Below are 17,490 nucleotides of genomic sequence, written 5' to 3' on the forward strand. Positions count from 1 at the left end.
CTGTCGGCCTGACCAGGTCAGGGGCAGGTCCGCTCAGGTCAGGGCGTTGCGGCGGCCTTCGAATGCACGCCCGAGGGTGACCTCGTCGGCGTACTCAAGATCGCCGCCCACAGGCAGCCCGGAGGCCAGACGGGTCACCACGATGCCGATTGTCTTCAGCATCCGGGCCAGGTACGTGGCCGTTGCTTCGCCTTCGAGGTTGGGGTCGGTGGCGATAATGACTTCCTGGATGGCGCGGTCGTTCAGCCGGGTCAGGAGTTCCCGGATCCGCAGTTGCTCGGGCCCAACGCCGGCAATGGGGTTGATGGCTCCGCCCAGCACGTGATAGCGGCCGCGGAAGGACCGGGTGCGCTCCACGGCGAGGACGTCCTTGGACTCCTCCACTACGCAAATGACTGACGCGTCGCGCCGGGGATCCCGGCAGATGTTGCACAGTTCCTGCTCGGTGACGTTGCCGCATACAGTGCAGAACTTCACGCGTTCCTTGACCATGGTGATGGCTTCCACGAGTCGCTTCATGTCCTGCGGGTCCGCTTCGAGGATGTGGAAGGCAAGCCGCTGGGCGGATTTGGGACCAACACCGGGAAGCCGTCCGAGCTCGTCGATCAGCTCCTGGACTGCACCTTCGTACACGTTTTCCTCTTTTGGCTTGGCTTGGGTAGTGAATGGAGTTGCGGGAGTACGTGCGCCAGGTGCCTAGAACCTCGCAACGATGGGGCTTCCGTCCGGGGACCGCTCCTCGATCAGCTTCCCGCCCAGAATACGCTCGACGGCGGCGCGTCCAAAGACACCGGATTCCTCGATGGTTTCATCGTCCGCGCTCGGTATGTCCTGGACGTAGGTTGCGGCGGCAGCCCTGGCCGGCGCCTTGGCACGCCCGGCTTCGGCCTCGGGGCTGTTGGACAGGCGCTGGTAAAGACTCTGCCGGGCGGCAGCAGCGGACTCGGATGTCGCCGGTGCCGGCTGCAGGGGTGCGGCAGCCGGAGCAGTCGATGCCATGGCGTACTCACGAACTTCAGCCGGTTCGGGAACGGCTGCTTCCACTGGCGGGACTGCCGGAGCTGCCGGGGCTTGGCTGGCTGGCGCCGGGTTGTTGGGCGCCGCGGATTCTGGTGCGGGGCCTTGTAGCGCGGGGGTCTCTGGCGCGGAGCTCTGCGGTGCAGCTGAATGTTGTGCTGCTGAATATAGTGCGGGGATTTCGGTGGTTGCGGTGGGGGCTACGGGCGGCAAGCCCCAGCTGGCGTCGGCATCGGACTGGCTGACGACAGCTGACGTCTTGGGGACCTGGGCGGTGGCCGGCTCGTAGCTGGGCGCAGGAGCGGTTTCCGTGGCCTGTTCCGGGACGGACGTGTTCAGGCTTTTGCCAACATTGGGCTCGGTGCCAACCACCCATACGCCCGGCGCCTGCTCGACGGCCCGGCCCCACGGATCCAGTGCCGGATCGGGTTGTGAAGGAGCGGCCGATGCCGCACCGGAGGACCTGCTAGCTGGGGAGGTCTTTGCTGCTGCAGCCTTTGAAGCACCTCGAGCGGGCCGCTTGGCGGGTGCGGCCGCTGAAGGCTCAGGCTGTGAAGGCGACAGGCGTGGGGCAGCCGCAGCCGAGGGATCCCAGTCCATGGGTGGTTCCTCGTCCAGCGGCGGAGCATCTTCGTCGCGCGGGGGACCCCAGTCGTCATCGGAGTAGGCATACGAACCGGCGGTGGCATCCGGCTCAGCTGGTACCGGCTGTCCCTGGGCGGCTGGTACCTGGGCGGCCTCAGTGGCTGCCGACGCGCTGACGTCGCCAGTGTGCTGGACAGTTTCCGCAATAGCTGCCGCGCCTGCAGTCGGTGCAGGTGCAGCAGTGGCAGGAGGCACGGCCGGTTCGGGAGCACGCGTCGCGGAGGAGGGGGCTGGCGAAGGTGCCGGCGCGGTGGCCAGGACGTCAGGCGTGGAAACGGCGCTGGCAGGGGCCAGGCCCCACGCGACATCGGCTGAACTGGCCGGAGCTTCCGGGCTGGCATCCGGACTAGCGGGAGCTTTTGGGTTTGGCTCAGCGCTCGCTGCCCTGTTGGTGCCACCGGCGACTGCGGTGATCTGGCAGTCGATGCCCACTGTTTTGTGGATCGCCTGCCGCAGGTTTTCAGCGTGATCAGCCCGGCCGAAGGCGCCAGCCAACCCGGTAGTGCTGAACGACAGTGTCAGGACCTGGCCGTCAAATGCACCCACCTGGGCGTTCGGCTCAACCAGGGCCCACGTGCTGCGCTTGATCTTGGAGAGTGTCTGCAGAACTTCCGGCCAGGCACGGCGCAGGACTTCGACGTCGCCTGTCCCGGCGGCCCCAGTGCTTGCCGCGCCAGTTCCTGTCGCACCGGTCGGTGCGGCAGTGGCAGGAGCCGTGACAGCGTCGGTGCTTGCCGGCGGGGTAGCCGGGGAAACTGTGCGGGGGGCGTCTGCCCCGGTCTCTCGGGTGGGCCGACCGGATGCCTGCGGAGTGGGAGCGGGCGGCCTGCCTGTGGACTCGTCAACCGGCCAGTCGTTGGTGCTGACCCTGGGCGGCGTCAGCGACGGCCTGGTCTGTTCGGCTCCGGATACCTGTGGCCGGGCCGACCCGGGACCGGCAGCCGCTGGCCCTGAAGGCAGCTGCGCAGCAACCGGCGCCGCAGCGGGCGCCTCAGAAACGGCTGGCGCAGAAGCTGGTTGTACGGAAACGGGTGCAGCAGGAGCCGGCGCGGAAGCTGCTGGTACGGAAACAGGTGCAGCAGGAGCCGGAGTTGCCGCTGTCGGCACCGCGGAAACCGCAGCGGGTCCAGCCGAAACCGCAGCACCAGCCGGAGCGGGAGCGCCGACGTCGTTCCCGGCGTAATTCAGGCGCCGCTCCACGCGGTCGATCCGCGCAGCGATGCCGCGTTCCGTCTGTTCCGAACTGGGGAGCAGGATGCGGGCGCAGAGAAGCTCAAGGTGCAGGCGCGGAGACGTGGCGCCGGTCATCTCGGTCAGCGCAGTGTTGGTGACATCAGCGGCGCGGGAGAGTTCGGAAGCCCCGAGGTTGTGCGCCTGGTTCTGGAGCCGGGCGATCTGGTCCGCAGGCATGCCGCGGAGGATGACCTGGGCGCTTTCGGGCATGGCCTGGACGATGATGAGGTCGCGGAAGCGTTCCAGCAGGTCCTCGACGAAGCGGCGGGGATCGTGGCCGGTCTGCACCACGCGGTCCACAGCCCGGAAAACGGTGGCGGCATCTGAGGCGGCCACAGCTTCCACGACGTCATCCAGCAACGATGCGTGGGTGTAGCCGAGGAGGGCTACGGCAAGTTCGTAGTCGAGGCCGTTGGGTCCGGCTCCGGCCATCAGTTGGTCCAGCACGGACAGGGAATCGCGGACGGAGCCGCCGCCGGCCCGGACCACCAGCGACAGAACGCCGGGAGCCACGGGAACGTTTTCCTGGTTGCAGAGCAGCTCCAGGTACGCCATCAGCGGCTCCGGCGGGACAAGCCGGAAAGGGTAGTGGTGCGTGCGGGAGCGGATGGTGCCGATGACCTTGTCCGGCTCCGTGGTGGCGAAGATGAACTTGATGTGCTCCGGCGGCTCTTCAACGATCTTCAGCAGGGCGTTGAACCCGGCAGAGGTGACCATGTGGGCCTCATCGATGATGAAGATCTTGTAGCGGTCGCGGACCGGAGCGTACGTTGCGCGCTCGCGGAGGTCGCGGGCGTCGTCGACACCGCCATGGCTGGCGGCGTCGATCTCGATGACGTCCAGGGAGCCTGAGCCGCCGCGGGCCAGTTCAATGCAGCTAGGGCACGTACCGCAGGGCGTATCTGTGGGGCCTTGGGCGCAGTTGAGGCAGCGGGCCAGGATGCGGGCGGAGGTGGTCTTTCCGCAACCGCGTGGGCCGGAGAAGAGATAGGCGTGGTTGACACGGTTTTTCCGCAGTGCCGTCATCAGCGGCTCGGTGACATGTTCCTGCCCGATAACGTCAGCGAAGGAGTCCGGGCGGTATCTGCGGTAAAGGGCGGTGGTAGTAACAGTCACGAGAAAACCCTACCAATCCGGGCAGACAATCAGGATCCCTCGCGGACGGCCGCCCTGTGGGGAAATAGTAAAGACCCCCCATGCACCCGCCAGAGCCCGTTTACCCTTGCTACCTTCCGGTCCTGGGGGAGTTCAACAGGATGACGCCACATGAGGGGCCGCAGACAAGTTTACCCGAAGATTCAGGAAGGTCCGGACGGCCCGGACTGCGGCCGGCCGTGGCCCGGTCGGGTGCCCACTCGCGGCCCGGAATTTCCTGATGAGCTGCCCGGACCCGCTTGAGCGGTGCTGGCCCCCACCGCTCAAGCGGGCCACGGCCGCGAAAGCTGGCGCAAAGGCGAAAGCGGGTTCAAAGGCCCGGACGCCAGCTAGCGGCGCCAGCCGTCCACCGGCCAGGTCATGAATGCGGGCTCCTCGTAAGGGTGCGCCGCGCGCAGGGCCAGCACAACGGCGTCGAGCATCTCTTCCTCCACAACGCACTCCACCCGGGTTTCCGGCACGCGTTCGACCGCACCGACGGCCCCGATGAACGGCTCGGCGCCAGGCAACGGAGTGAAGCACCCGGTGCCGGGGGAGGTGAACGTGCAGTGCGAATAGTTCCCGATCCTGCCCGCGCCGGCGTCCCCGATTGCCGCGAGCAGCGGCTCCGTGTGTGTCTCCGGAACGTAAACCACCAGGGTGTGCAGCTGTGTCATGGCCTCAGCCTGCCAAGAAGGCAGGCTAATGGGCAGCGATTTTCATTGCTTATCCGGCGGGTAGGGCCGATCATGGATATGTACACCGATTGGGGCAATCTCAAGGTTGTGAGCTGCGGGGCCTGGCTGGAGGGCCGGACCCGGCAGCTCAACGGTGTATCGGAGGAATGGGCGCATTGGGGGCGTCCATTTTGACGTTAACGGGCCAGATGCGTCCGGGCTGCCCGGCGGCGGTAACAGTCCGCCGGGCCCAATTGGGCGATGCCGGAAAGTTCAGGTAGTCTAGTGTCTGCTTTTGATTCAGAAGCAGCTGGAGAATTCGCCTAGCGGCCTATGGCGCACGCCTGGAACGCGTGTTGGGTTAACGCCCTCGGGGGTTCAAATCCCCCATTCTCCGCCAGCCAAAAACCCGGTTCTGACCTCGTCAGGGCCGGGTTTTTGCTGTCCTCCAGCCAGGCGATGACCCATGGCTGGAGCCCAGCTGCCCAGCCCGGCGGCCAGGTCACGTGCCCGCGTAGCCCAGGCGGTGGAGGCGCTCCCGGGCCGCTTGTTCGCTGGGTCCGGGCCCGCGTCCAAGGGCAAGATGTACGACGCCGAGAGTCACCTTCGTTGCCAGCCTCACGGGGAGCGGGAACGGCCCCAGCCGGGGGACCTGGAGCCCCAGCATGCGGCGGTACTTCGGCTCAAGGCTATAGACGGCGCCGGCGAAGATGATCCGGTAGCCGGGGCGCAGCAGCGGATGCAGTGGCGGGTTGCGGATGAACTCAACGGTCTCGGCAACCCTGCCGTCCGCCACCAGCTCACCGTTCTTATACCAGCGGTCCAGTTGCTCCCGCATTTCGGCCTCGCTCAGGGGCGGATCCTCCACGCCCATCAGCCGTCCGGCCTGGGCCCACTCACGGACATAGGCGTCGGGGCCGCCGGGGATCCCGGCACCCCAGATTTTGTGGGCCGAGAGGAAGGCGTCCACGAACGCGATGTGGACCCAGCGGGCGAGTTCCGGATCGTTGGCCGAGTAGCTCAGCTCGCCGCCTTGCCCGTCACCGTACGTCCCCTGTACAGGCTCGTGCAGCCGACGGACCCGGGCGGAAGCCTCGTCGGCGGCGGCCTGTGGGCCATAGGTGACGGTGAAGATCCAGCGGATGGTCCGGGCCAGCCGGCTGAGCGGATCTGCGCGGAAGTCGGAGTGCTCGTGGATTCCCGCCAGCGCCCCGGGGTGCAAGGCCTGCATCAGGAGCGCGCGGACCCCAGCCACAATGGTGGTCATGGAGCCGTGCACCGCCCAGACGGCCGAGCCGGGAAGGTGATAGCCGGCGTCGTCCCCTTCGGCCAGCCGCGGAACCCAAGCGGGCTGACCGTCAGTGCTGCCGGTGAATACCCGTTTGATTTCGCCCTGCCATTCCCTGAGGAAATTTCGCATGTCACTATTCTCGCCCAGAAGCCGGCGGGCACGGTTCTGAGGGGTGATCCACATAATGTCCGCAGCGGGACCGGCGCGGGGGTTCACAGGCCCGGGTCTTTGTGGTCCCATGAGATGGTAAGTCCGTCTGGATCCGGGGTCTGGCGGGCCAACCCGGGAGTGACGAGTGGGCAATCATTGGGGATCCGGCCGGGAGAAGGAGCCCGCGGGCGGCTGTGCCATAGCTGTGCGCGTGCTGGCCGCCAGCGCCGTTGTTGCCGCGTCACTCTGCGCCGTCGGCCTCCCTGGATCGTCCCCCGTTGAACTCCGCCCGGCAGCTTCGCCGGCGGGTGCCGGACATGTTGGCCTGCCTGGGCTGGCCGGTGCTTTCCTGACGGACAGCCGGGCCTTGGTTCCCTTTAACCGCACAGTGGTCAGGACGATCGCCAAGGGCGGGAGCGCTCCGCTTAACGTGGCCGCCACCGGGCTCACCCGCCCCCCGGAGGGGTCCCTCATGGCGCCCCTTGAGCTCCTCACTTCAAGCTCTCCATTCGGGTACAGGGTCAGCCCGATCACCGGTGCGGACGGCGATTTCCACCTCGGCCAGGACTTCGCTGCAGGCTGCGGCACCAGGGTTTATTCGGCCGACGCAGGCGTGGTCCGGGCCGCCGGGTGGCACCCCTGGGGCGGCGGCAACCGCGTGGAACTAGACCACGGCAACGGGCTGATCACCACGTACAACCACTTGGAGGCTGTGGCGGTCCGGACGGGGGACTCCGTGCAGGTGGGCCAGGTCATTGCCCGTGTGGGCACCACGGGATGGTCCACCGGCTGCCATCTGCATTTCGAAACCATCCTCAACGGCAAGCACACCAGCCCGCTGAACTGGACACTTCTGCGCATTCGTCAGTTGGACGAACTCGAGGATATAGCCATGGTCAGCTATGCCAAACCCGTGGACGTCGGCGCGCAACGCTGGGCCATCCCGGTCGCAGAGGACAACAGCCACACGGTCCTGGGCGGCGAAGAGGAACTGTCCGAACCGCCGCCGGTGGAGGGATCAGTGACAACGTCGGGACCGCCGGACGAGGCACCCACGGACGAGCCGTCGCCGGACGCTACCTCGCCGGAATCCGCATCGCCGGACCCGACTGCGACTGAAACAGCGACAGAATCTGCGACAGAATCAGCTACTTCGACGGCATCGCCCTCCCCGACGCCTTCCACGCCCCGGGCAACGCGGACGCCGACGGGAACCTCAAGCGCCACGCCGACGACGACGTCACCCACCCCCACGGGCACCTCACCTGCCCCCACGGGCACTTCGCCTGCCCCCACGGGCACTTCGCCTGCGCCGACGACGAGCGCGTCGCCGTCTCCGACGCCCACTGCCTCCAGGTCGTGGCCGTTCAGGCCTACCTCGCGCCTGACGCCGACGCCGGCGCCAACGGTGGAGCCAACAGCAACAACGAGTAGCGGGTCCTCAGCCGAAACAGCGTCGCCCTCGCCCTCGTCTTCTACGACAGCTACATCCACCGCCACGCCTACCGACACCGCAACATGGTCCGAGTCGGCGGGACCCTGACAGAGAACTCCCAGACTGCACCCGTACCCTTGATGGTTGGCAACGAATCACCTGCATGACCAACCTTTCAAGGACGGCGCTGTGACAGACCTGTACACCATTCCGCTCACTCTCAACGACGGCACTGAAACCGACTTTGGCCGGTTCAAGGGCAACGTGGTGGTGGTTGTGAACGTGGCGTCAAAGTGCGGTTTCACTCCGCAGTACGCGGGCCTGGAGACGCTATACGAGAAGTTCCGCGACCGCGGCTTCGATGTGCTCGGAGTTCCGTGCAACCAGTTCGCCGGCCAGGAGCCAGGCAACGACAGCGAGATCGCCGAGTTCTGCGAGCGGAATTTCGGTGTCACTTTCCCGCTGACGGCCAAGGCCAACGTGCGTGGTAAGGACCAGCATCCGCTCTATGCCGAGCTGACCAGGTTCAAAACCAGTGTGCTGCCCGGCCTGGTGAAATGGAACTTCGAGAAGTTCCTGGTCAACCGCGAGGGCGAGGTGGTGGCACGCTTCGCGCCCACCGTCGAACCGGACTCCGCCGAGGTCATCGATGCAATTGAAGTGGCACTGGCAGAATTTGACGGACCGGCGGCCACAACCGAACTTTCCTGGGCTTAATTCTTTAGTTTTTTCCAACTTGGCCGCAACAATTTACCCACAGTTTGCCAATTGTCTGATTGGATAATAGTTACTGAAGGGTAGAAGGGAAACGCCGTTTCCCACCAACCACAGAGGCAGCAATGAAGCACATCGAGGCCGAACACCCCCGGCCACGCCACTTCCTTCTCCACCTGAGCGACCCCCACCTGTTGGGAGGTCCGGATCCCCTTCACGGCGCAGTCGACAGCGAAGCCAAGCTCATTCAGCTTTTTGAAGAGGTCAAGGCTTCCGGTGCCCGGCCCGAGGCCGTGATCTTCACGGGCGACCTCGCCGACCAAGGCGACCCTGAAGCCTACGCAAAGCTCCGGGCCATTGTTGATCCCGCCTGCGAAGACATGGGCGCCCAAGTCATCTGGGCCATGGGCAACCACGACAACCGCGCCAACTTCCGGACCGGGCTCTTGGACGAGCCGGCGAGCGATGCGCCGGTGGACCGAAGCTACTTCATCAATGGCCTGCGCATCATCACCATGGACACCTCGGTCCCGGGTTACCACCACGGCGAGCTAAGCCCGTCACAGCTGGGGTGGCTCACCCGCCAGCTTGATACCCCGGCCCCCGACGGCACCATCCTGGCGCTCCACCATCCGCCGGTCCCGTCGGTCTTGGACCTTGCCGTGCTCGTGGAACTGCGGGACCAGGCAAGCCTGGCCTCCGTGGTCCGCAACTCCGACGTCCGGACCATTCTTGCCGGGCATCTGCACTACTCGACCACCGCCACCTTTGCGGGGATTCCTGTCTCCGTCGCCTCGGCCACGTGCTACACCCAGGACCTCAACGTCGCCGTGGGCGGTACCCGCGGCCGGGACGGCGGGCAGGCCTTCAACCTGGTACACGTGTACGAGCACACCATTGTCCACTCCGTGGTTCCGCTGGGGCGCGCGGCCACCGTCGGCGAGCATGTCACCTCGGAAATGACTGCCGAGAGACTGGCCGCGGCGGGCGTCAGCATCCCTGACAACGCCAAAACAGGAGGCGTCAGGAAGGTAGCCCTTCCGAACTACGCTATCTAGCGCGCAAAGCCCGGCGGGTCGGAAGCCCTGACGTGGGCGCGACCAACGTCAGGGCTGCGAGCGTCAGAGCTCCCAGGGCGCCTTGATGGGGTAGTACTTCTCCAGGAAGTCGGTCACGGTCTCGGCGCGCTCGTCCGCGGGGACTTCGGGGAAACTGCCGTCGTTGAGGCAGAAGAAGTCCATGTTCCGCTTGGCCAGCAGCTTGGGCAGGGAGTTCAGCCCGGCGCGGGCGGTGGTGTCCACGTAACGCACCTTGGCTGCGGTCTGCGTGACCGCACGGCCTGTCAGCAGCGCGTAGTAGTGGTAGAAGGAATTGGTGACCGAGATGTTGTCCGCGGCGCGGAACCTGCTCGCCGCCGTCTTCTGGAACTCCTCCGGGAACTCACGCTCCATCCTGGCCACAACGCTGCGCCGCAGCGGGGCGGCGGTGTGCTCCAGGTGCCGCGTGGTGATCCGACCGAACCGGTTCCAGAGCAGCTTGCGGTTCACGCGGGCGGCGTTCTCGAAGCCACTGCGCTCGGCATCGTTGTCGCCCAGCCCGATCCGGGTCTCGGCCTCGATGAACTTCGTGACGCCGCCCGGGGTGAAGAACATGTCCGGGCCCACCGAGCGGCCGAAGAACATGTCGTCATTCGAGTAGAGGAAGTGCTCGGAGAGGCCCTCGATGTGGTGGAGCTGGCATTCCACTGCCTGCGAGTTGTGCGTGGGCAGCACTGCGGGATCGGCGAAAAACTCATCGCTGCGGACAATGGTCACCGACGGGTGCTCCGCGAGCCACTCCGGGGCGGGGGAGTCTGTGGCGATAAAGATGCGGCGGATCCAGGGCGCGAACATGTAGACGGAGCGCAGGGCGTATTTGAGTTCGTTGATCTGCCGGAAGCGGGCTTCGTGGTCGTCGCCTTCGCCGAGAACCACACCCTGCTGCTGGGCACGGCGGGCCGCGATGTATTCGGGAGAGCTGCCATCAACCCACGAAAACACCAGGTCGATGTCGAAGCTGATGTCGCTGGCATGGTCGGCGAACATGTTCTCGATGGTGGGCCAGGTGTGGCCGTACCGTTCAACCGTCCCGCGGACAGCGTCCTGGGACTGCATGGTGCGGCGGGTCAGGGAGTTTTCGATCGGGAGGATCAGCTGATCGCCCTCAAAGCTCCAGAGCTCAATCTGGACGCCGGCGGAGGAACCGAACTCGAAACCGCCGTCGGGTTCAACCCGCGGACGGTAGAGGCGGAAGATGCGGGCCTGACGGTTGGGGGAGAGATCCCCGTCGGCAACCAGCACGGAGGACTTCTTTTTCGCGTCCACGGTCATGGAGTACACGGGCTCGTTGCGGCAGGCTTCCACCAAGGCCGCCCGCAGCTTCTTGCGGTCTTTCCAGTCCAGGGCGATGACCGGACGGTCGTTGTTGCCGCGCACCAAAAGGTAGTCCAGCCCGGCCTCCGCGAGGACGCCCCGCAGGAACAGCAGGTCCTCAACCATGGCCTGGTACGGCGTCCGGTTGTGGTTGATCAGGGCATACCTGCCCTTGTGCCGGACGACGTCCGGCCGGTGCTTGAGCCGCGCCTCAGCAGCCGGAGATGTCACCTCCGCATGCGTGCGCGGTTCTACGGACGCCTGGCCGCCGTAGTAGATCTCGTCCTGGACAGGTGCTTCTGTAATGGTTGTCTCCGTCGCGGCTAAATGGTAAGCGTTCTTATCTGAATAATAGCGCGACCCCCAAAATGGCAGTCTCAAACGGGCGCCGCCGGCCGGGGACGGGCTCAGCCGGCCATGGCCTCCCGCCAGCTGCGCAGGTAAGCTCCGCCGGCGTCGTCGTGAATGACATCTTCCCCAAGCCCGAGATCGGTGGCGGTCAACACGTCATAGGGCTTGACCGGAACGCCGTCCGCCGGGCGGACATCAACGTGTTTTACGGGGTGGTCATTGTGGTGGAGCCAGTCCGCCATGGCGTAGTCCGTGCGGGAATCACCTACCGTCCGCCACGCCAGCGGCGTGATGCCCTGTGCCGCCAGCAACTCCACGGCGCGGCTGGCGCCGAGGTCCTTGCCCAGCCGCACTGACTCAATATCGGTGGAAATGATGGTGGGATCGACGCGGTAGTCCACCTCGTCGTCGGAATTCGGTGCGTGGTGCTCCAGGCGGACCACGCCCATGCCGTGGCGGGTCATGAGGTCCATGGCGTCGGAGTCGAAAAGCTTCTGTTCGGCCAGGTAGTCGGCGGAGGGCACCTCGATGTGCTGCTCAACGGACACCATGGCACGTTTCGTCTCGTCAAAAAACATGTGCCTGGAGTAGTCCTCGGCCACGAGCCGGCGGACGTCATCGCCGTAGGCCTTGGGCACGGCCAGTTCGTGATCAACGTGGATGGGGCCGGGCCCGGCGGCGGTGTAGCTGAACCACACGGCGCCCTTCTCGCAAATGGCGTGGATGACTGTCCCGGCGGGAATGCCGGCGGCGATCATCGGCTCCATGACCTGCTCCCGGATGAAGGTATCGGAGCGGCCGGTATTGAAAATGACCGGAATTCCGGCAGTGGCCAGCGCCACGAGATCGGCAATGATGCCGGGTTTCACGTTACGGGTCACGGGGCTGGCCACGGGTCCGTCAACGTCGAGCAGGAGGGCGAGGGGTGGGGTGGACGGCAGGCGGACGCCGGGCGTGGTGCTGGCAGGGAATTCGGGTGCAGTCATGGCTCCATTGTGTCAGCCACGGGCTTCTGATCCTGCGCCGGCGGCGCGATGTCCACGGCATGTGACAGATGGTCACTGTTTGGCTACAACCTTGGGATGCTGCGGGCCGGACACTTCTCTTGGGCCCCCAAGCTGCTTAGGGTGGCATGGTGATCTTCAAAGCTGTGGGCGAGGGACGCCCGTATCCCGACCATGGTTTCAACACGCCCAAACAGTGGGCGTCGCTGCCGCCGCGCCCTGTCCGCCTGGACGAACTGGTGACCACCAAACGGACGCTCGACCTCGAAGCGCTCCTGGCCGAAGACTCCACCTTTTTCGGAGACCTCTTCCCCCACGTGGTGCAGTACCAGGGAATCCTGTACCTGGAGGACGGGCTGCACCGCGCCGTCCGGACAGCGCTGCACCAGCGGACCGCCATCCACGCCCGCGTGCTGGTCATAGATGGCTAGGAAACCCAAGGACGCCAGCGTCCTGCACGGCCACCACGTTGTCACCGGCCCCGAACTGCGGGCCACGTTTGAGGCTGCCGGAGACCCCGACAACCCGGTGCGGGTGCGCCGCCGCGTGGTGCATGGAGTGGTCCTGGTATTGCTGCTGGGCCTCATTGCCGGCGCCATCATCGTTGCGTTGGCCATCATGAGCGGACAGCTGAAGCTTCCGACGACGTTGGGCAGCAATGAGCCCCGGACCACCTGTCCCGGGGCCACCTTTGACTACACCCCCAACGACAAAATCAACCTCAACGTCTACAACTCCACCAGCCGCCCCGGTCTGGCCCGCTCCGTGGCGGATGAGTTGCTGGTCCGTAAGTTTGTGGTGGGTGCCGTGGCCAACACGGAGGCCGGCTTCCGCGGCGTGGCTGCGGTGGTTTCAGGGGCTGCCGGGCAGTCTGCGGCCTTCAGCGTCCAACGGAACCTGCCCGGCTCCGACTACTTCCAGGACGGCCGGACGGACGCCAGCGTTGACGTGATTCTTTCCAGCGATTTCCAAGAGCTGGCCGCCGCGGACCGTGTGGACCAGACGCCAGGGACGCTCAGCTGCCCGCGTGAAAGCCGGCGGATCGCGGACGATGCCAAGTGGCCGGTGATTCCGACGGCCGGCGCCACACCCTAGGCCCAGGCTCTAGGCCCCCACGCCCTAGCTGATGCGCAGGGGTGCGCCGTCGTCGTCGAACCTTGCTCCGGCGCCCAGCTGGATGAACCGCACGGTCCGGGCGATCCGGGCCTCAAGTTCGGCGGGCTCGTTGCTGCCGCGTGCGGCGCTGGAGGAGAGCGTGCCGTGGATGAGCTGCGCCTGCTGGCCAATGTCCGCTTGCGGCAGGTACCCCTGCGCCATGCCGTCCCGGAGGATGCCCTGCAGCAGGACGCTAAGTTCACCCACGTGGTCGGCCAGTTTCGCAAAGGACGACGGCGACAGCACCGCCGCCATCGCGGGTCCGGGCGGGAGGTGGCGGCGGCTGAGGTCCTCCACCTGGGTGCGCACGTACAGGGCCAGCCGTTCGACGGGGTTCTCGAGCCTGCTCAGAGACTCCCGGAGTTCGGCGAGGAAGCGCTCGGTCTCATCCAGGGCGTAGGAGATCAGGAGTTCTTCGATGTCCGCGTAATAGTTGTACACCGCGGTCCGCCCCACGCCGGCATGCCGGGCGACGTCCGTCATGGTCAGTCCGGGCAGGCCGTGCGTGAACAGGAGTTCCCCGAACGCTGTCAGGACCCTGCGTTGAGTCTCGGCGCGTTGCGCGGCGTTGTTGGCCGCCGAAATCCTGGGCATGCAGACACTTTACCGCGATGTGTCAGTAAACTCTCTCATCGGGCCGTGTCAGACCGCGCAGCCGTCCGGGCCGCAGGCCTCGCCGTCGTTGCCGTCCGCGGCGGTGACCAGAACCAGGGGGTTGGTCTCCTGCCAGGCCTGGTTGAGCGCCGCCGTGAACGTTTCGGCGGGCTGGGCACCCGAGAGGCCAAACTTGCGGTCAATGACAAAAAACGGGACGCCCGTGATGCCCAGGGCGCGGGCTTCCTCGAAATCGAAGCGGACGTCGTCGGCGTACTTGTCCGTGGTGAAGAGCTCGGCGACGTCATCGGTGTTGAGGCCCAGCTCCTGGCCCAGGGCGGTGAGGTACTCGGCGCTGCCGATGTCCTTGCCGTGCTCGAAATGGTCGCTCAGCAGGCGTTCCTTCGCGGCATCCTGCTGTCCGTGCTGCGCCGCGAGGTGGATCAGTCGGTGGGCGGTGAAGCTGTTGGCCACCACCACCTGGTCGAACCGGTAGTTCAGGCCCTCGCCCTTGGCCTGCTCGGTGACGTGGTCAAACATCTGCGAGACCTGCGCCTGGGCCATGCCCTTGCGCGTGCTCAGATACTCCAGCTCGGTGCCGTCATAGTGCTCGGGAAGGGTGGGGTCCAGCTGGTAGCTGCGCCACTTCACCTCAACAGCGTCGCGGTGCGGAAACTCGGCCAGGGCGGCCTCGAACCGGCGCTTGCCGATGTAGCACCACGGACACGCGACGTCTGACCAGATCTCAATCTTCATGCTTGCCACAACCCCGCCTGCCCCGGGGCCATTCCGCGGCGGGGTGTCAGATTGGTCACCATTGAGCGCGAACAGACACTTGAGGCCCTCAGCCGCGCGGCCTCAAGTGTCCCTTCGCGCTGGGTATTCGCGCTGGGTGTGGGCGGTGGGTGTGTCGCGTTGGGTGGGGTCAGACGGCGCGTTCGAGGACGAAGTCGTGCTCCACGGTGGTTCCCAGCCGGAAGGACTTGCTGCCCACCTTGTGGAAGCCGGACTTTTCGTAGAACCGGATGGCCCGGGCGTTCCGGCTGTTGACCCCCAGCCATACTCCGGCCGCGCCCGCTTCTGCCGCCGCCCGGAGGCTGGCGTGCATCAGTTCGCCGGCCGCGCCCAGGCCGTGGTGTTCGGGGTGGACGTAGCATTTGCTGAGCTCCATGGAGGGCAGGACTTTCAGCGCCGCCGCGACATCCGGATCCTCTGCTGGCCGGTTCAACAGCAGGCTGTAGCCGCTGAGCGCCCCGTCCGCGTCAATGACCAGGATGGTGACATCAGGATCCGCCAGGTACTCCCGGAAGTGCCGTTCGCTGAGCGTGTTGGCCAAGTGCGCGGCAATGTCCTCGGGTGACGACGACGGCGGGCACGCCAGCGGGAAGGTGACGGCCGCCAGGTCGGCGAGCCGGCCGGCGTCGTCCGTTGTTGCCTTTCGAATCGTGTGGGTCATGCAGGGATTCTACGTGCGCTTCCTAGGGCTTCGTGCTGAAGGCGGCGTCAAAGCTGGTCTGGGAGGCGGGGAAGTCGAACTTCTTCAGCGCGGCGAGGGCTTCCGGTGCGCCGTGGAGCCGGTCCATGCCGGCGTCTTCCCATTCGACGGAGATCGGCCCGTTGTAGCCGATCGCGGCCAGGGCGCGGAAAGACGATTCCCAGGGGACATCGCCGCGGCCGGCGGAGACGAAGTCCCAGCCCCGGCGCGGGTCGCCCCACGGCAGATGCGAGCCCATGACGGTGTTCCGGCCGGTCTGGCGCAGCTTGGTGTCCTTGCAGTCCACGTGGTAGATCCGGTCCTTGAAGTCCCAGATGAACGAGACGGGGTCGATGCCCTGCCACATGAAGTGGGACGGGTCCCAGTTCAGGCCGAACGCTTCACGGTGGCCGATCGCTTCGAGGGTGCGGACGGTGGTCCAGTAGTCGTAGGCGATCTCGGAGGGGTGGACCTCGTGGGCGAAGCGGACACCGCATTCGTCGAAGACGTCCAGGATGGGGTTCCAGCGGTCGGCGAAGTCCTGGTAGCCGGCCTCGATCACGGCGGCGGGGACGGGCGGGAACATGGCCACGTACTGCCAGATGGAGGAGCCGGTGAATCCGACGACGGTGTCCACTCCGAGGGCTTTGGCCAGCCGGGCGGTGTGTTTCATTTCCTCGGCGGCGCGTTGGCGGACGCCCTCGGGGTCGCCGTCGCCCCAGACTTTCGCGCCGACGATCGCTTCGTGGCGGAAGTCGATGGGGTCATCGCACACGGCCTGGCCCTTGAGGTGGTTGGAGATGGCCCAGACCTTGAGGTTGTACTTGGCCAGGACGGCGAGCTTGGACTCCACGTAGCCGGGCTCGTCCCAGCGCCAGGCGTCCAAGTGGTCCCCGGACACGGCGATTTCCAGGCCGTCGTAGCCCCAGCCGGAGGCCAGTTTGGCAACTTCCTCGAACGGGAGGTCGGCCCACTGGCCGGTGAACAGGGTATAGGGGCGGGGCATGTCAGGCTCCTTCGATGGCGGGAACGGGGGAAGTGGTGAGCTGGATGATGGAGGACTTGGCGTTGGCGGACTCTTCAATGGCGTTCAGGATCCGCTGCACCTCGAGGCCGTCCTCGAACGACGGCGACGGCGGGGTTCCGGTGCTGATGGCGGTGAGGAAGTCGCGGATCTCATGCGTGAACGTGTGCTCCCAGCCGATGATGTGGCCCTGCGGCCACCAGGCTTCAAGGTACGGGTGGTCGGGCTCGCTGACCAGAATCCGGCGGAAGCCCTGCTCGCGTGCGGGCCCGGTGGCGTCCAGGAAGCCGAGTTCGTTCAGGTTCTCCAGATCGAAAAGAATGGCGCCTTTTTCCCCATAGATCTCGAGTTTCAGCGAGTTCTTCCGGCCGGTGGCTACCCGGGAGACCTCCACGGAGGCGATTGCTCCGGAGGAGAGGGACAGCGTTGCCCAAGCGGCGTCGTCGACCGTCACGTCCTCCAGTCCGGTAGCTCCGGGACGCTGCGTGGTGAACGTGTGCGTCCGGCCGGACACGTCGGTGACCTGGTCCCCGAGCAGGAACAGCACCTGGTCGATCGCATGGGAGGCGATGTCCCCGAGCGCCCCTGAGCCCGCGGTCTCCTTTTTGAGCCGCCACGTCATGGGTGCGCTGTCATCAGCGAGCCAGTCCTGGAAGTAGGCGGCACGGACGTGCCGGACGGTCCCCAGCCTGCCCTCCGCAATCAGCTCCTTCGCGAGGGCCAAGGCCGGGACGCGCCGGTAGTTGAACCCCACCATGGACTGCACTCCTGCTGCCCGGGCAGCCTGCGCCGCTGCCGTCATGGCCTCGGCCTCAGCCAGGGTGTTGGCCAGCGGCTTCTCCAGAAGCACGTGCTTGCCCGCCTCGAGGGCGGCGATTGCGATCTCGGCGTGCAGCCAGCCCGGGGCGCAAATGTCAACGATGTCGATGTCATCGCGTTCGATGACCGTCCGCCAGTCGGTGGACGTTTCAGCCCAGCCGTACTTCCCGGCGGCCTCGGCAACCCCGGCGGCGTCCCGGCCCACCAGGACCTTCTGCTCAAACGCCGGGACATCGAAGTAGCTGGCGACGTTCCGCCACGCGTTCGAGTGGGCTTTGCCCATGAACGCATAACCGATCATCGCCACACCCAGCGGTGGGTTGTCCGGGTTGGTGCCGTCCGTGCTTTCGGGGGAGTTCATT

16 protein-coding genes, 1 tRNA gene, 1 other RNA gene and 1 pseudogene are annotated in these 17,490 nt (G+C 66.2%); 6 read left to right on the forward strand and 13 right to left on the reverse strand.

All coding sequences use genetic code 11. The annotated features are described in order from the left end of the window. Nucleotides 1–33 precede the first annotated feature (33 nt). The 4 genes from recR to ACX80X_RS07505 all read right to left on the reverse strand — a co-directional run bounded on the left by recR (nucleotide 34) and on the right by ACX80X_RS07505 (nucleotide 4,706). Nucleotides 34–633 (reverse strand): recombination mediator RecR, encoded by a 600-nt coding sequence (gene recR, locus ACX80X_RS07490; protein ID WP_252603170.1) that lies wholly within the window; start codon nucleotides 631–633, stop codon nucleotides 34–36. A gap of 63 nt (nucleotides 634–696) precedes the next feature. After that, nucleotides 697–4,011, reverse strand: coding sequence for a DNA polymerase III subunit gamma and tau (locus ACX80X_RS07495; protein ID WP_459311638.1), 3,315 nt, complete (start codon nucleotides 4,009–4,011; stop codon nucleotides 697–699). 66 nt (nucleotides 4,012–4,077) lie between these two features. Further along, nucleotides 4,078–4,174, reverse strand: an RNA gene (ffs, locus tag ACX80X_RS07500) — signal recognition particle sRNA small type. A 205-nt stretch (nucleotides 4,175–4,379) separates the two neighbouring features. Then, a complete protein-coding gene (locus ACX80X_RS07505) occupies nucleotides 4,380–4,706 on the reverse strand; it encodes a hypothetical protein (protein WP_459311640.1) in 327 nt (108 codons plus the stop codon). A gap of 312 nt (nucleotides 4,707–5,018) precedes the next feature. Between ACX80X_RS07505 and ACX80X_RS07510 the strand changes: the two genes are divergently transcribed. Then, a tRNA-Ser gene (locus tag ACX80X_RS07510) sits at nucleotides 5,019–5,106 on the forward strand. A gap of 102 nt (nucleotides 5,107–5,208) precedes the next feature. Here the strand turns inward: ACX80X_RS07510 and ACX80X_RS07515 are convergent. Next, on the reverse strand, nucleotides 5,209–6,126 hold the full coding sequence (locus tag ACX80X_RS07515) for an oxygenase MpaB family protein (RefSeq protein WP_252603161.1): 918 nt from the start codon (nucleotides 6,124–6,126) through the stop codon (nucleotides 5,209–5,211). A gap of 493 nt (nucleotides 6,127–6,619) precedes the next feature. Between ACX80X_RS07515 and ACX80X_RS07520 the strand changes: the two are divergent. After that, nucleotides 6,620–6,973 (forward strand): annotated as a pseudogene (locus ACX80X_RS07520) (M23 family metallopeptidase); the annotation flags it as partial. Between the two features lie 74 nt (nucleotides 6,974–7,047). Here the strand turns inward: ACX80X_RS07520 and ACX80X_RS07525 are convergent. Beyond that, a complete protein-coding gene (locus tag ACX80X_RS07525; RefSeq protein ID WP_252603182.1) occupies nucleotides 7,048–7,641 on the reverse strand; it encodes a hypothetical protein in 594 nt (197 codons plus the stop codon). A gap of 130 nt (nucleotides 7,642–7,771) precedes the next feature. On the opposite strand from ACX80X_RS07525, the gene ACX80X_RS07530 reads away from it, so the two are divergent. Together ACX80X_RS07530 and ACX80X_RS07535 are read left to right on the forward strand one after the other, a co-directional pair. After that, nucleotides 7,772–8,299 (forward strand): glutathione peroxidase, encoded by a 528-nt coding sequence (locus tag ACX80X_RS07530; protein WP_308216219.1) that lies wholly within the window; start codon nucleotides 7,772–7,774, stop codon nucleotides 8,297–8,299. Between the two features lie 122 nt (nucleotides 8,300–8,421). Then, a complete protein-coding gene (locus tag ACX80X_RS07535) occupies nucleotides 8,422–9,354 on the forward strand; it encodes a phosphodiesterase (RefSeq protein ID WP_252603158.1) in 933 nt (310 codons plus the stop codon). 63 nt (nucleotides 9,355–9,417) lie between these two features. On the opposite strand, the gene ACX80X_RS07540 is transcribed toward ACX80X_RS07535, so the two are convergent. Together ACX80X_RS07540 and ACX80X_RS07545 are read right to left on the reverse strand one after the other, a co-directional pair. Continuing rightward, on the reverse strand, nucleotides 9,418–10,833 hold the full coding sequence (locus tag ACX80X_RS07540) for a stealth family protein (protein WP_374210059.1): 1,416 nt from the start codon (nucleotides 10,831–10,833) through the stop codon (nucleotides 9,418–9,420). A 281-nt stretch (nucleotides 10,834–11,114) separates the two neighbouring features. Continuing rightward, a complete protein-coding gene (locus ACX80X_RS07545) occupies nucleotides 11,115–12,044 on the reverse strand; it encodes a hypothetical protein (protein WP_252603155.1) in 930 nt (309 codons plus the stop codon). A gap of 149 nt (nucleotides 12,045–12,193) precedes the next feature. Here ACX80X_RS07545 and ACX80X_RS07550 point away from each other — a divergent pair, with 149 nt between their 5' ends. Both ACX80X_RS07550 and ACX80X_RS07555 read left to right on the forward strand, forming a co-directional pair. After that, nucleotides 12,194–12,493, forward strand: a complete 300-nt coding sequence (locus ACX80X_RS07550) for a type II toxin-antitoxin system VapB family antitoxin (RefSeq protein ID WP_181577293.1) — start codon at nucleotides 12,194–12,196, stop codon at nucleotides 12,491–12,493. Beyond that, complete coding sequence (locus ACX80X_RS07555; protein WP_252603152.1) at nucleotides 12,486–13,157, forward strand: LytR C-terminal domain-containing protein; 672 nt, start codon at nucleotides 12,486–12,488, stop codon at nucleotides 13,155–13,157. The genes ACX80X_RS07550 and ACX80X_RS07555 overlap by 8 nt, the downstream gene beginning before the upstream one ends. 24 nt (nucleotides 13,158–13,181) lie before the next feature. Here the strand turns inward: ACX80X_RS07555 and ACX80X_RS07560 are convergent, their stop codons facing one another. From ACX80X_RS07560 to ACX80X_RS07580, 5 genes are all read right to left on the reverse strand, one after another. Then, complete coding sequence (locus tag ACX80X_RS07560; protein WP_252613963.1) at nucleotides 13,182–13,811, reverse strand: TetR/AcrR family transcriptional regulator; 630 nt, start codon at nucleotides 13,809–13,811, stop codon at nucleotides 13,182–13,184. Between the two features lie 48 nt (nucleotides 13,812–13,859). After that, a complete protein-coding gene (locus ACX80X_RS07565; protein WP_252603173.1) occupies nucleotides 13,860–14,567 on the reverse strand; it encodes a DsbA family oxidoreductase in 708 nt (235 codons plus the stop codon). A 169-nt stretch (nucleotides 14,568–14,736) separates the two neighbouring features. Then, nucleotides 14,737–15,267, reverse strand: a complete 531-nt coding sequence (locus ACX80X_RS07570) for a GNAT family N-acetyltransferase (protein WP_252603146.1) — start codon at nucleotides 15,265–15,267, stop codon at nucleotides 14,737–14,739. A 22-nt stretch (nucleotides 15,268–15,289) separates the two neighbouring features. Continuing rightward, a complete protein-coding gene (locus tag ACX80X_RS07575; protein ID WP_459311643.1) occupies nucleotides 15,290–16,291 on the reverse strand; it encodes a sugar phosphate isomerase/epimerase family protein in 1,002 nt (333 codons plus the stop codon). A 1-nt stretch (nucleotide 16,292) separates the two neighbouring features. After that, nucleotides 16,293–17,489, reverse strand: coding sequence for a Gfo/Idh/MocA family protein (locus ACX80X_RS07580; RefSeq protein WP_459311644.1), 1,197 nt, complete (start codon nucleotides 17,487–17,489; stop codon nucleotides 16,293–16,295). Nucleotide 17,490: the final 1 nt, after the last annotated feature.

The organism is Pseudarthrobacter sp. MDT3-1 (genome assembly GCF_054510755.1).